10 protein-coding genes are annotated in these 13322 nt (G+C 62.7%); 5 read left to right on the top strand and 5 right to left on the bottom strand.

The window, feature by feature from the left end; translation table 11 throughout:
* Positions 1 to 36: 36 nt before the first annotated feature.
* Both RPG13_RS29735 and RPG13_RS29730 read right to left on the bottom strand, forming a co-directional pair.
* Positions 37 to 936, bottom strand: a complete 900-nt coding sequence (locus tag RPG13_RS29735; protein WP_337126670.1) for a LysR family transcriptional regulator — start codon at positions 934 to 936, stop codon at positions 37 to 39.
* 1 nt (position 937) lies between these two features.
* Entirely contained in the window at positions 938 to 2137 is a 1200-nt protein-coding gene (locus RPG13_RS29730) for an amidase (RefSeq protein WP_337126669.1), read from the bottom strand.
* Between the two features lie 543 nt (positions 2138 to 2680).
* On the opposite strand from RPG13_RS29730, the gene odc2 reads away from it, so the two are divergent.
* On the top strand, positions 2681 to 3814 hold the full coding sequence (gene odc2, locus RPG13_RS29725; protein ID WP_337126668.1) for an ornithine/lysine decarboxylase: 1134 nt from the start codon (positions 2681 to 2683) through the stop codon (positions 3812 to 3814).
* A gap of 262 nt (positions 3815 to 4076) precedes the next feature.
* Positions 4077 to 4640, top strand: a complete 564-nt coding sequence (locus RPG13_RS29720) for a GNAT family N-acetyltransferase (RefSeq protein WP_337127073.1) — start codon at positions 4077 to 4079, stop codon at positions 4638 to 4640.
* Between the two features lie 63 nt (positions 4641 to 4703).
* On the opposite strand, the gene RPG13_RS29715 is transcribed toward RPG13_RS29720, so the two are convergent.
* Positions 4704 to 4988, bottom strand: coding sequence for an SCP2 sterol-binding domain-containing protein (locus RPG13_RS29715; protein ID WP_095484241.1), 285 nt, complete (start codon positions 4986 to 4988; stop codon positions 4704 to 4706).
* Positions 4989 to 5421: 433 nt separating this feature from the next.
* Here RPG13_RS29715 and RPG13_RS29710 point away from each other — a divergent pair, with 433 nt between their 5' ends.
* Both RPG13_RS29710 and RPG13_RS29705 read left to right on the top strand, forming a co-directional pair.
* Entirely contained in the window at positions 5422 to 6534 is a 1113-nt protein-coding gene (locus RPG13_RS29710) for a TauD/TfdA family dioxygenase (RefSeq protein WP_126105151.1), read from the top strand.
* A gap of 455 nt (positions 6535 to 6989) precedes the next feature.
* Positions 6990 to 8402 (top strand): hypothetical protein, encoded by a 1413-nt coding sequence (locus tag RPG13_RS29705; RefSeq protein WP_292645372.1) that lies wholly within the window; start codon positions 6990 to 6992, stop codon positions 8400 to 8402.
* Positions 8403 to 8422: 20 nt separating this feature from the next.
* Here RPG13_RS29705 and RPG13_RS29700 read toward each other — a convergent pair whose 3' ends face one another.
* Together RPG13_RS29700 and RPG13_RS29695 are read right to left on the bottom strand one after the other, a co-directional pair.
* On the bottom strand, positions 8423 to 10066 hold the full coding sequence (locus RPG13_RS29700; protein WP_337126667.1) for an MFS transporter: 1644 nt from the start codon (positions 10064 to 10066) through the stop codon (positions 8423 to 8425).
* Positions 10067 to 10365: 299 nt separating this feature from the next.
* On the bottom strand, positions 10366 to 11397 hold the full coding sequence (locus RPG13_RS29695) for a histone deacetylase family protein (protein ID WP_337126666.1): 1032 nt from the start codon (positions 11395 to 11397) through the stop codon (positions 10366 to 10368).
* A gap of 171 nt (positions 11398 to 11568) precedes the next feature.
* Between RPG13_RS29695 and RPG13_RS29690 the strand changes: the two genes are divergently transcribed.
* Entirely contained in the window at positions 11569 to 13236 is a 1668-nt protein-coding gene (locus RPG13_RS29690; RefSeq protein ID WP_337126665.1) for an amidohydrolase, read from the top strand.
* The last annotated feature ends 86 nt before the right edge of the window (positions 13237 to 13322 follow it).

The following is a 13322-nucleotide window of genomic DNA, read 5'->3' as shown; positions in this document are numbered from 1 at the left end:
AGGGGGCGAAAATAGGACCGCCAAGCGGCTGAAAGCTCATGCGCTGTCATTCGTCTTGAACCACTGCACCAGGAAATCGACAAAAACGCGAACCTTGGCAGGCAAATAGCGCCGGTTCGGATAGACTGCGAAAATGCCGCTACCCGAAAGGATGCGGTCATCCAGCACAGTCACCAGCCGGCCGCTTTCGATGTCGGGAGCGGCGATGAAATCGGGCAGGATGGAAAATCCCAATCCAGCCACCGCGGCGGCTCTTGCGGCCATCGGACTGTTGACCTCGATCGGACCGGAGACCGAGACGGTTACCGTATCGCCACTGTCGCCCTTGAACGGCCAGTTGGTCAGCCAGCGGCCATTGGTGTCTATGATGCAGGGCACGCGGCCAAGGTCCTGCGGCCGCACCGGCATGCCATGCTTGGCGATCAGCTCGGGAGATGCGCAGAGGCGCACCGAAAACGGCGCCAGACGCCTCGCGATCAGCGAGGAGTTTTCCAGCCGCGAAATGCGCACGGCGAGATCGAAACCTTCCTCGACCAGATCGACGAAGCGGTCGTCGAGATGGATGTCGAGCACGATGTCGGGATGCTGCTTGGCGAAGTCGATCAGCGATTGGCCGATCGGTGCGTCAGCAAAGGTGCGCGGCGCTGAAAGCTTGATCCTGCCGCGAACGTCGCCGGAGGATTCGCGCACCGCATCGGCCAGGCTGTCGACCTCGCGCACGATTTCCGAGGCGCGGCGATAATAGGTATGGCCGGCCTCCGTCATCGAAAACTGCCGCGTGGTGCGGTTGAGCAGCAGCGCACCGAGCTCGTCCTCCAGCTCGCGCACATATTTCGACAGCAGCGCCTTGGAGCGGCCGATCTTGCGCGCCGCTGCCGAAAAACCTTCGGCCTCGACCACGTCGATGAAGGCGCGCATGCGGGTCAGCGTATCCATGTCATGCGCTCCTTTGGCGGGCTGAAAGGATGCGCGCGGCGAGCGCAATCAGTTGCCGGTCGCTGTTCTTCGGTCCAAGCAGCGACAGGCCGAATGGAGCGCCGTCGACTTGGCCTAGCGGTAGGGTGATTTGCGGAAAGCCGGACAGGCCGGAAAGACACAACAGTCTCAGCGCGCGTTCACGGTACGTCTGTAAATCGTCGAAGGAATCGGCCTTAAGCGGGGCGGCGCCCGGAACGGTCGGCAGTACAAGAACGCCATCCTCGCCAAGACGCTCGGCGAGTTCGAGGCGGAAGGCGTCGCGGCGCTCCGTTTCATGTCGCGCCGTCGCGGCGTCGATGGTCGCGCCATGCTCAAAGCGTTCCTTGACGCCGGGGCCCAGCATCCGGTTGCTCTGCGAGATCCAGGCACCATGATTTTGCCAGGCCTCGTACCCCTGCAGCTTGCGGAAGCACCAGTATAGATCGTCGGTCGAATGCGAGAGCGGCGCGATCATCCGCGGCGTGCCGATCACCGAAGAGACATGCTGGACCACGCCGCGATACTCGTCCGCCTCCTGCAGGCCGAGCATGAGTCCGTCCAGTGCATCCAGGGCGATGGGACGCTGCAATTGGTGGCGGTGCAGATCGTCACCGAGCAGCACCGCGCCGACCTTGTAATAGGTGGTCATGTCCTTGGCAAACCACCCGAACGTATCGAGGGAGGGGGCCAGCGGCATGGTGCCATCGAGCGAAATGCGGCCATGCGTGACCCTGAGGCCGATCAAGCCACAGAAACTTGCCGGGGCGCGGATCGAGCCGCCGGTGTCGGATCCGGCGGCGATGTCGGCCAGCCCGCTAGCGACCGCAACGGCGGAACCTGAGGACGAGCCGCCGGTGATGCGGTCCGGCGCTGCCGGATTGACCGGCGACGGAAAATGCGCGTTCAGCCCCATCAGGGAGAAGGCCAGTTCATCCGTTTGCGTCTTGCCGACGAAGCGCGCGCCCGAATCAAGCAGCGCCCGGACGGCCGGCGCTGTCGCGGGGGCGGGTGAAACCTCCTGGTATTTCTGCGGATTGCCGCAGCCGGTGCGGTAGCCGGCCACGTCGTAAATATCCTTGACGGCCAGCCGCAGGCCGGCAAGCGGGCCGGACTGCGCATTGGATACAGGGATATCGTCTAGGTCGAGAAAAGCGTTCAGGGGGCCGCGAGTGCCTGTCATTCGTTCGATATCCGGATACAGCTGTTGCAACATTGTTCGATGCTAGGAATTTTACAACCTGACGTACGATTTTTATTGATTGTGAAATCCTTCGACCTTATATCGCGCTTGCCCAAAGTCGCACGTGCCTGTGGGTGTCCGCCGATCCTCAAAATGGTGAGGGATATCGGTAAGGTAACTGGAGCCAACCCCTCCAGTCGGTTTAGCGGCCAACCGCCAGACCGAGGACACCTTGAAGCAACGACGGTGCGGGCCTTTCTGGTGTTCTGCCGGTCGTCCAAAGACCGGGGTTACTGAAGAGGCACACCTTCATTGCCGGCAGTGCGGACGGGTCTCCCATCCAAGCCAAGGCAGACAAAGCGAACCGAGGCCGGGCAAGGCCAAGGTTCACCGCCGCGAGACGGCGTTTCATGGTTCCGGGGTCTCCACCGGCTGGTTCCATGGATTTGACGTCCCGCCTTTGTCCACCGCGTGTTCGCGAGGTCGATGACCCGCGTCCCGCAGCCTTTGTGCGCGCCGAAAGGCGCTGATGGAGAGACCCCGATGGCTACCCAGCGCATCCTTGACTTCCTCGCCACCCGACGTCCGAACGGCCCTTGCCTCGTCGTCGATCTCGATGTCGTGCGCGACAATTTCCGCGCCTTCGAGAAGGCGCTTCCCGATTCGAAAATCTACTATGCGGTGAAAGCAAATCCGGCGCCCGAGATCCTGCGCCTCCTTGCTGCGATGGACTCGTCCTTCGACACCGCTTCCGTTGCCGAAGTCGAGATGGCGATGGACGCCGGTGCGCCGGCGGACCGCATCTCCTTCGGCAACACCATCAAGAAGGAGCGCGACATCCAGCGCGCTTATCAGCTCGGCATTCGGCTGTTCGCGGTGGACTGCGTCGAGGAGGTCGACAAGATCGCCCGCGTTGCGCCCGGCGCCCGTGTGTTCTGCCGCGTGCTGACCGACGGCGAAGGTGCCGAATGGCCGCTGTCGCGCAAGTTCGGCTGCGTGCCGGCGATGGCGGTCGACGTGCTGCGCCATGCCAGGACGCTCGGGCTCGACGCCTATGGCGTGTCGTTCCATGTCGGCTCGCAGCAGACCGACCTGACCGCCTGGGACCGTGCGCTCGGCGATGCCAAGAAGGTGTTCGCGGCGCTCGCCGAGGAAGGCATCGTGCTCAAGATGGTCAATATGGGCGGCGGCTTCCCGACCCGTTATCTCAGGGATGTGCCGGTGGCACAGGCATATGGCCAGGCGATCTTCTCGGCGCTGCGCAAGCACTTCGGCAACGCCATCCCGGAAACCATCATCGAACCGGGCCGTGGCATGGTCGGCAATGCCGGCGTCATCAAGTCGGAAGTCGTGCTGATCTCGAAGAAGGCCGACAACGACAATGTGCGCTGGGTGTTCCTCGACATCGGCAAGTTCGGCGGTCTCGCCGAGACGATGGACGAGGCGATCCGCTACCCGATCGTCACCGCGCATGACGGCACCGAGACCGCACCGTGCGTGCTCGCCGGCCCGACCTGCGATTCGGCCGACGTGATGTACGAGAAGACGCCGTATCCGCTGCCCTTGTCGCTGACCATCGGCGACGAGGTGCTGATCGAGGGCACCGGCGCGTACACCACGACCTACGCCTCGGTCGCCTTCAACGGCTTCGAGCCTCTCCGATCCTACGTGATCTGACGGTTCGAAAGAACCGCTCAGATCATCCCAGGTGGGCGCCTGTCGCCCGCCCGGGCTCGCCTGTGGAACAATCCGCTCGTGAAGGATCGCGGAAATGGAAATTGTAGATTTCATTGTTGAAGACGCTGCGCGCGGAATCTCCCCCCTCGAGGGGGAGATGGCCGGCAGGCCAGAGGGGGTCGGTCCGGCTGACGCGACCTCTCTTGGACCGCACGGCGTCGGCGCTTCACGCGCGGCGACCCCCTCTGTCGCCTTTGGCGACATCTCCCCCTCGAGGGGGGAGATTGCTGGTGCTTTTGCCATCACCGCCGAGACCGCTGCCGACGTTCCGGCGCGCGAGGCTTTGCTCGATCGCGCCATGGGGCCGAAGCGCAGGAAAAAATCGTCGGAAAAGCTGCGGCGCGGCCGTCGGCCTTCGGAAGGCCTGGCCTTTGTCGCGCACGATGCTTCGGGCGCTGTGAGTGGCACGGTGCGGCTATGGGATGTCGTGCTGGGCGAGGGCGGTCGGGCAGCCCTTCTGCTTGGCCCGCTCGCCGTCGATCCCACAATCAAGCATGCCGGCATCGGCTCGGCGCTGATGCGCCATGCAATCACTGAAGCCGCGCGTCTCGGCCATGCGGCGATCCTGCTGGTCGGCGATGCGCCCTATTACGATCGCTTCGGGTTCTCGGCCGAGAAGACCGGCTCGCTGGCCATGCCGGGACCTTACGAACGGCACCGCTTGCTGGCGCTGGAACTGGTGGAAGGCGCGCTCGCCGACGCGCAGGGCACGCTGAAGGCGGCAGGGCGCAAGCTGAAGGCACAGCGGCTGCCGCTCGCGGCCTGACGGATCGGAAACAAGCCGCCGCCCATCGGGCGGCGTCTTCTTTTCATCCCGGATTGGAGTGGATCAGCCGATCAACTGGCTCAGCGCCATGGCGACGCTCATGTCGCCTTCGACCTTTATCTTGCCGGACATGAACGCCATGGTCGGGTTGAGATCGCCTGCGATCAGCGACTCCAGATCGTCGAGCGAAAGCTTTATGGTGCAGTCGGCCGGCGCGTCGGTGGTCGAGACATTAGCGCCGTCGATGACGATGACACCGTCGCCGCCGGTATCGAATTTCACGGAACGATCGAACCCGGCACTCGCCACGCGCGCGCTGATCTTGTCGGCAATTTCCTGAACGCCCATGGCCGTTCTCCTCGTCTCGTTGCGTTTGTCGCACATTGGCACTTCGGTCCGGCCGAAGTCGCCGCCTTGCGCATTTCGCGATCACGGTCGCTGGCGCATATAGCTTTGGGTTGACGTTTACGTCAACGCGGTTCCCCGAGATGAAGATGGGTTTTATCGCCGCAGTGAAGCCGGGCTGTCCGCGAGGCCAGCCCAGAGGGGGATGGCGGTCCCATTGCATTTAGCTGGACACTGCCGGCAAATGACCGCTACCATCGCCATGTTGCTTGAATCAGGTTTCTACCTGGAGATCGAGTGCTCGAAGAACCGAACAGAAATCCCGGATCCCATCGCTATGGGAAGCCGAGCTTGTGGTGGCCACCACCGTTGGGTTGATGGCCTGCGGGCCTGATCCGAGCTGAAAATCAAATTCTGTGTTCAGAGAGACACCGTCATGAATACCATGCTTTCCGTGGAAGCCCGGGAGACCGCGCTTGCCGTAACTTTCTCGTCAGGCGAAACAGTCTGCTATCCTTGGCTCTGGCTAAAGGACAATGCGCCATCGGCGTTTCACCCGCAGACCGAAGAGCGGATATTCGACCTGACCAGGGTGGAGCCCTCACTCAGACCGATCAGCGTGCAAGACAGAGGCGGCACTGTGAGCATTGTCTGGCTGAACGACCAGGCTGAGGAGGAATTCCCGGGCCAGTTCTTTGAATCCTATCGTCCGGGCAGAAAGAGAAACGATCCGGCTGACATCGCTCCAAAACTCTGGGACGGCTCGATCGATCTTGAAACCATACCGCGTCACTCCGCCGGAGACATCTTGCAAAGCGATGCCGATCTGCTCGCCTGGCTGAAGGCAACGGCTGCATACGGGCTCTCCATCGTCGATGGGCTTGACGATGATCCCGACGCCGGGCGGCGCGCGGCCGAGCGGATAGGGTTCCTGCGCCAGACAAATTTCGGCACCATGTTCGAGGTCGTGTCGATGCCGAAACCGAACAACCTGGCCTATACGCCGGTCGCCCTGCCGTTACACACCGATCTCGCGAACCAGGAGGTGCCGCCCGGCTATCAATTCCTTCATTGTATCGCGAACGAAGCTGAAGGCGGTGGATCGGTCTTTGCCGATGGGTTTGCGATCGTGGCCGCGTTACAGGCGGAAGATCCTGAAGCCTACCGTCTCTTGTGCGAGGTCGAGATACCCTATCGTTTTCACGACGAAAACTACGATCTGCGCGGTAGGTTTCCTGTGATCGTAACGCGACGCGATGGAGAAGTGACAGAGTTACGGTTCAACGCCCATCTTGTCGATGTCATCGACCTTCCCTCCGACATTTGCGCGCCCTTTTACGCGGCCTATCGCAAGCTGATGATGATGATCCGCGGCTCGCGTTTCCAAATAGCCTACCGCCTCAAGGCCGGCGAAATGGCGGTGTTCGACAATCGCCGGGTGCTCCACGGCCGCCAATCGTTCAATCCGAACACGGGGCGGCGACATTTGCGCGGATGTTATGTCGATCGTGGGGAGTTTCAGAGTCGTATTCGCGTCCTCTCGCGATAGCGGACGACGACCGCGTCGTCGTCGGGCTGCTGACCGAAGGCCATCTGATGCGGCGCTATGCCGAGGAGCTCGACAAGGCGAGGCGGGACCTATCGGGCGAGGGCTAGGCTTACCGGCCGGCATGTCACGTCGTGAACAACAAGGGAGCACGACGATGGTCGCGGCGGTCAATCTGGAACTCTGGCGGACGTTCCTCCGGTGGGTTGTTTCCAAAGCCGGCTACAATCAGGGCAGTTACACGGTTTGCGTCATTCAAACAGACGAGGACAGTGGTCAAGCCTGTCCCTAGCTTGGACTCGGCCCCCTGCGCTCCGAGTGGGTAAACGGGCCATGACAGCAGATTCTAGAGCGGTCATCTCACGCGTCGACCGCGTCAGGGGAGATAGGATGAACCCGTATCCGGGAGGCGAGGATCAAGACCCCATGATGGCGCTACACGAGGGGGAGGTTCAGTCATGAGAATCAAAAGTCTGATGAAGCGCGCCGAGAAGGTGGACAGAGCATTCAAGGAGCTTGAAGCCGATTTGGCGGACGCATTCGATGAGTGCCTCAACCTGGACGACCAGTCGCCGTTGGAGGCCGTCCCGGATGAGAATCTCGCGGCAAAGAATGACAACTCTCAGCCCGAGGACGACGCTGGCACCGCTCGACGCCTGACCTCTCACACACAAACCCGACTGGCTGCGTTAAATGCCGTCGATGGGCTCTTTGACGATGCGCGGGAGTATCTGGAGGAGATCAATACGAAACTGTCGGAGATCGCGACCTCGCATCATCTGACAGGCGAATTCCTGAAGCTGCTTCACGGGGACATTCTTCGCGCCAACGAACTGGAACTGGCAAATGTCGGCCTGACCACCCAGCAAAGAGTGCTGTCGGAGCAGCTCCACGATGCTACCAGAAAGCAGCGTGAGCGTGAAAGCGCTGTCGAGGCCCTGCAGCAGCGCGAGACAGGCCTGATCGAGGACAAGGAGGCACTTCGCCGTGCGCTGGCTGCAGCAAGGCTGGAACTCGTCGTGGCAGGCAATGCGAGCGCAGAACGCGAAGCGGAGTTCGGTGACCTCGTCACAACGCTTTCGGCCAGAACGGCCGAGGCCAACAGATGCTCGCGCGAGAACGAGATACTGCGGGAAAAACATGTCAGCCTGTCGATCGACCTCGACAAGGCGCTGAAACGGGAAGTTGAGGCGCGGCACAGGCTGGATGAACTCTCGACGATTCATGCCAATGAGACGGCGCGACTTTCGGAAGTGCTGGCTGCGCTTGGCAAGAGCGAGAAAGAGGAAATGCGGCTGCAGAAATCGCTCGATGTCGCGCAAGCGAAGCTGTCGGAAATGACGGAAGCGGCCCGTATCATGGAAGGTGACAGAGAAGCCGAGCGTGCGCGTAGTTTCACGGAGATCGGCGGCCTGCGTTCCGAAATTCGGAACCTCCAATCGCGATTGGAGGTTGCCTTGAACGAGAACAGTGAAGCCGCCAGCGAGATCGCCAAGCTCAAGGCTCAATGGAGCGACGCTGTGGCTGAAAAGCAAATCGCGGAGGAAAGGTTGTCTGCTCTCAGAAAGGAGAACGAAAACGACAAGATGAACCTTTCGACGGTGAACGCGAATTTTTCGCAGCTTTCCCTGCAGCAGGCATCCGAACAGATACAGTTCGATGTCCAGAGGCAGGAATGCGAGGACCTGCGAGCCGAAGTCGCGTTGCTCGATGCTCGGGTCAAGGAACTGTTGCCCTATGAGCGTCTCCACAAGGTCACAAACGCCAGACCGCGTGAGGACGGCGTGGTCGAGATCACCGGTGTCGTGGCGGAGAAGGCCCGCGCTACAAGCAGGCGGCGTGTCCGTACGAGCCTGCGCGCTGCATCCTAAGGCGCAGGGTGGGCCGCCGCCTAGTGCTCGATCGGGCCTTTCGGCATGACGATCGCCGTGCCGGCGGTTGTCGGACGCTCGATCATGCGGCGGACGCGCGGCGGCTCGTCGCCGCTGTGCAGCGCGCGTACGCGCTCGCCGATAACGGCGTCGGCATGGGTGGCCCGCTTATTGTGGCGGATGTATTCGAGCCATGTCGGCGTGTGGTAGTGCTCGATCCATATTGCGGGATTTTCGAGATCGCGCGCCAGCGTCCAGTTGCGGGCGCCGTCACGGCGTCGGATGCGGCCGCGTTCGGCCATGGTGGCTAGGAATTCCGGCACGTCCTCCTCGCGGATGATGTACTCGATCATGATAGCGATGGGGCCGCTGCGCAGCTTGAGGTCGAGCGCAAGATGCGGCTCCTTGAAACGGTTGGTCGGATCGAGATTGAGCACCGCCTGCTGCGGCAAGGGCAGCAAGAGGCCGATCGCGCCGCCCGCCAGCATCGCGACAGCAGCCGCGATCAGCGCGAATTCGGCGCCATGCGCATCGGCGACGACACCCCAAATCCAGCTGCCGAGCGCGATGCCGCCGAAGGTCGCCGTCTGATAGACCGACAGCACCCGGCCGACCACCCAGCGCGGCGTAGACATCTGCACCGTGACGTTGAAATGCGACAGCGCGATCACCCAGCAGGCGCCGCCGATGAGCAGCCCGAGCGACGTCTGCCAGGCGTGGTCGCTGACGGCGGCATTGAAGGCGCAGAGCGCGAAGCCGGCGAATGCCATGCGCACCATCGTCTCGCTGGACAGGATCTGCCTCAGCCGGACGCTGATCAGCGCGCCGCCGACCGCGCCGATGCCGAACGCGCCGAGCATGATGCCGTAGGTCAAGGCATCGCCCTTGACGACGTCGCGCGCCACCAGCGGCAGCAACGCCAGAACCGCGCCGGCGCTGAAGCCGAAAGCCGCACCCCTGACCAGCACCTTGCCGATATTGGGCGACATGGCGACGTAGCGCAGGCCGGCGCCCATCGCCGCGCCCAGCGTCTCGCGCGGCAGTGTCGAGGCCGGCAGATCCGGCTTCCAGCGGGCCAGCACGATCATGAGCGCGACATAGCTCAGCGCATTAGCGGCAAAGGCCGCGGCCGCTCCTGCGGCGGCAACGATGATGCCGCCGATCGCCGGGCCGACGCTGCGGGTCAGGTTGAAGCCCAACGAATTGAGCGCAACAGCAGCCGGCAGCATGGGGCGCGGCACCATGTCGCCGACAGAAGCCTGCCATGACGGGTTGTAAAGCGCCGTGCCGCTGTTGATCAGGAAGGCGAAGGCGAGCAACGTCCATGGCGTTATCAAGTCAAGGTAGGTGAAGACGGTCAGCAGAACCGAGACGACCAGCATGAAGATCTGAGCAATCAGCATGACCTTGCGCCGGTTGAAGCTGTCGGCGATCGCACCGGCAACGAGCGCAAACAGCATGATCGGCAAGGTGGTCGACGCCTGGACCAGCGCGACCTGATAGGACGAGGTGGCGATCGTCGTCATCATCCAGGCGGCGCCGACGCCCTGGATCAAGCCACCGAAATTCGAAACCAGACTGGCGGACCATACGGCGCGGAAAATGCCGTGCCGGAACGGCGCCAGCGCCGAGACGCGTTCGCTGTCCGGCTCGTCGTCGATCATGGATGCTTCCCCGACTTCAATGCTGCCTTCTTCCGGTGAATCGGTCCCTCATACCGTCCCTTCAAAGTAGAGCATCACTTTGCAAAGGGCGAACGCCTTTTCGAAGAACATCATGGTCCAACAACAGGATAGCGGAGGCCGGAACAGGTCCGCGGACGTCCTTGCAGGCGGCGTGAAGCGCTTCGGTGAGGTGGCCGACTTTGTGCCCGCTGCCTACTAAATTGCCACGAATGTCGTTACCCAAAACCGCTGCGCTCTCTCGGATCAAACGCCCGAGGGCAGGCTCTGGTCGACATGCATTACCGATCCTCGAATCCGGTCAGCACGCCGACGGCGTTGATGCCGATTTCCTCGACGGCATAGCCGCCTTCCATGACCAACAGCGTCGGCAGGCCGAGCCTGGCGATGCGACGTCCGATCTTGGGATAGTCGGCGCTTTTCAGCTTGAACTTGCTGATCGGGTCCTTCTCGAACGTGTCGACGCCGAGCGAGACGACGACGACATCGGGAGCGTAAGCCGCAAGTTTCGCGCAGGCGTCTTCCAGCGAAGCATTCCAGGCGTCCCATGAGGTGCCGAACGGCATCGGATAATTGAGATTGAAGCCTTCGCCGGGGCCGGCACCGCGTTCGTCGGCATGGCCAAGGAAGAACGGATATTCGGTCATCGGGTCGCCATGCAGGTTCAGCACCTGCACGTCGTCGCGGCTGTAGAAGATCTCCTGCGTGCCGTTGCCATGATGGTAGTCGACATCGAGAATCGAGACGCGCTTGGCGCCCTGGTCGCGGAACCATTGCGCGGCAACGGCGGCGTTGTTGATGTAGCAATAGCCGCCCATGAAAGCAGCGCCGGCATGATGGCCGGGCGGACGGCAGAGCGCGAAGGCGGACGTCTCGCCGCCCTTGACCAGGGCGGCCGCGGTCAGCGCCACGTCATAGGACGACTTGATCGCCTCCCAGGTGCCTTCGACGAAGGTGGCGCCGCCGTCGAAGGAGTAAAATCCAAGCAGCGCATCGATCGTTCTGGGGCGCACATCGCCGCGCAGGCCGCGCGTCGGCCAGGTGAAGGGGATGGCCGAGCCCGTCCGGCCGGACGCTTCCCAGAGCGGCCACACGGTCGGCAGGAAATCGATGTAGTCGCTGGTGTGCACCTTCCTGGCGGCAGCGAGATCGTGGGTGTCGGGTGGCAGGATCGGGCCGAGCTTTTCGCTCTCCACCCTCGCCTGGATGAACTCAGCGCGCGAGGGCTTCTCGAAGGCCGGCACGATGGCGCCCGAAATGAGTTCGAAGTTGCCGGCATGACCGACGTGGAGAGGGGAGAAAACAGTCTTCATCTTGCGGGCCCGGCTCGCTCTTCGAGTTGCGTATCTGTCATTGACGGAACTGCTTTGTGGCAGAGAGTTTCAGCGCCGCCAAGAGGCGTTCCAGATCGTTGTTGCAAGTAGCAGCGGACGGCTTGCCAGACGCCAATACTCTGCTAGCCTAAGCTCAAACGGGAGAAAATTATGCCGCCATCGGCCGATCTGATCGTCGAGAATGCCAGCATATTGACGATGGATCCCGATAACCCCCGTGCCGAAGCCATAGCCATCAAGGGCGGCGAAATCATTGCGATCGCAGATCGCGCGACCGTGCTGGAGCACAAAGGCCCCGGCACGCGCGTCATCGATGCCGGCCGCGGCTCCGTCGTCCCCGGCTTCATCGAAGCGCATATGCATCTTTTCGGCGGCGCGGCCGAGCTCGATCATCTCCAGCTGATGGGCGTCCACGGTTTCGAGGCGCTTTCCGACGCTGTGCGCCATTATGCCGCAATGCGACCGGACCTGCCCATCCTGCAGGCGCAAGGCGCCGACTACACCATCCTGTCGGCGACTGAGCGGGTCAGCCGCCGTCATCTCGACCGCATCCTGCCGGACCGGCCCTTCGTCATGGCGGCGCCCGATCACCACACAATGTGGGCCAACACCAAAGCGCTGGAACTGGCCGGCCTGCTTAGAGGCAAGCAGCTTGGCCCGGGCAATGAGATCGTCATGGGCGACGACGGGCTGGCCAGCGGCGAATTGCGCGAGGGCGAGGCTTTTGGGCCGCTGATCGCGCTGGCCGGCGAGGATCGCGTGCGGCTCGGCCTAGCCACCGGCGGCGAGCCGGACCCGAGGCCGACGCCGGCGGAGCAGGCCTCCGACCGGGCGATCATGCGCCGCGGGCTGGAATGGTGTGCCAGGCATGGCATCACCTCGATCCAAAACATGGACGGCAATTTGCATCAGCTCGAACTCTTGTCCGAGATCGAGGCCGAAGGCGGCTTGCTGTGCCGCGTGCAGGTGCCGTTCCACTACAAGAACTTCATGACGCTCGACATGCTCGACAAGGCGTCGATGATGGCTGAGCGCTACAAGGGCGAATGGCTATCGTCGGGCATGGTCAAGGTGTTCTACGACGGCGTGCTCGATTCATGGACGGCGGTGATGGTCGAGCCCTATGCAGACCGTCCGGATTGGCTGGGCGAGCCGCTGTTCACGCCGCAGCAATTCATCGACCTTGCCGTGGCCGTCGACAGGCGCGGGCTGCAGATTGCGGTGCACTCGATCGGCGACGGCGCCGTGCGCGCCGTGCTCGACGGCTACGAGGCGGCACAGAAACAAAACGGCACGCGCGACAGCCGGCATCGGGTCGAGCACATCGAGGTGATCACCGCCGCCGACGTGCCACGCTTCGCAAAGCTTGGCGTCATTGCCTCGATGCAGCCGCCGCATCCGCCGGGCAGCATGGGCTTGCCGCTGGAGCCGACGGTGTCGCGCATCGGGCCCGCCCGCTGGCCGCTGAGCTATGCGTGGCGGACGCTGAAGAACGCCGGCGCGCGTGTCGTCTTCGCCTCGGATTGGCCGGTGTCGCCGATCGATCCGATCCTGGGCGTTCAGGCGGCAGTGCTGCGCAAACCATGGGCAGACGATGATCCCGATCAGAGCTTCTCGCTGCATGAATCACTCGGTGGCTACACGGTGGAAGGCGCCTATGCCGAGTTCATGGAGCATCGCAAAGGCCGTCTGAAGCTAGGCTTCATGGCCGATCTCGTGGTGCTCTCTGCCGATATCGAGGCGACCGCGCCGGAAGCGCTGCATATGGTGCGGCCAGTGACGACGATCTGCGGCGGCAAGATCACTTACCAGGCATGACGATGGCACGGGAATTGCGTTCTGAATCGACATTCAGATGCATGCTTGCCAAGCCACACGCCGTGTGCTGACAATCGAGTGGGAAC

It is taken from the genome of Mesorhizobium sp. ISC15 (genome assembly GCF_037162615.1).
GTDB lineage: Bacteria > Pseudomonadota > Alphaproteobacteria > Rhizobiales > Rhizobiaceae > Mesorhizobium > Mesorhizobium mediterraneum.
Note: the sequence above shows the minus strand (reverse complement) of the source record. Positions and strands in the feature narration are given on the sequence as shown.

What these genes read in the sequence shown, in the direction of transcription:
- RPG13_RS29690 (WP_337126665.1), top strand. Translation starts at nt 11,569, where the DNA reads ATGCCGCCATCGGCCGATCTGATCGTCGAGAATGCCAGCATATTGACG.
- RPG13_RS29705 (WP_292645372.1), top strand. Translation starts at nt 6,990, where the DNA reads ATGAGAATCAAAAGTCTGATGAAGCGCGCCGAGAAGGTGGACAGAGCA.
- RPG13_RS29695 (WP_337126666.1), bottom strand. Translation starts at nt 11,397, where the DNA reads ATGAAGACTGTTTTCTCCCCTCTCCACGTCGGTCATGCCGGCAACTTC.
- RPG13_RS29715 (WP_095484241.1), bottom strand. Translation starts at nt 4,988, where the DNA reads ATGGGCGTTCAGGAAATTGCCGACAAGATCAGCGCGCGCGTGGCGAGT.
- RPG13_RS29730 (WP_337126669.1), bottom strand. Translation starts at nt 2,137, where the DNA reads ATGACAGGCACTCGCGGCCCCCTGAACGCTTTTCTCGACCTAGACGAT.
- RPG13_RS29735 (WP_337126670.1), bottom strand. Translation starts at nt 936, where the DNA reads ATGGATACGCTGACCCGCATGCGCGCCTTCATCGACGTGGTCGAGGCC.
- RPG13_RS29710 (WP_126105151.1), top strand. Translation starts at nt 5,422, where the DNA reads ATGAATACCATGCTTTCCGTGGAAGCCCGGGAGACCGCGCTTGCCGTA.
- RPG13_RS29700 (WP_337126667.1), bottom strand. Translation starts at nt 10,066, where the DNA reads ATGATCGACGACGAGCCGGACAGCGAACGCGTCTCGGCGCTGGCGCCG.
- odc2 (WP_337126668.1), top strand. Translation starts at nt 2,681, where the DNA reads ATGGCTACCCAGCGCATCCTTGACTTCCTCGCCACCCGACGTCCGAAC.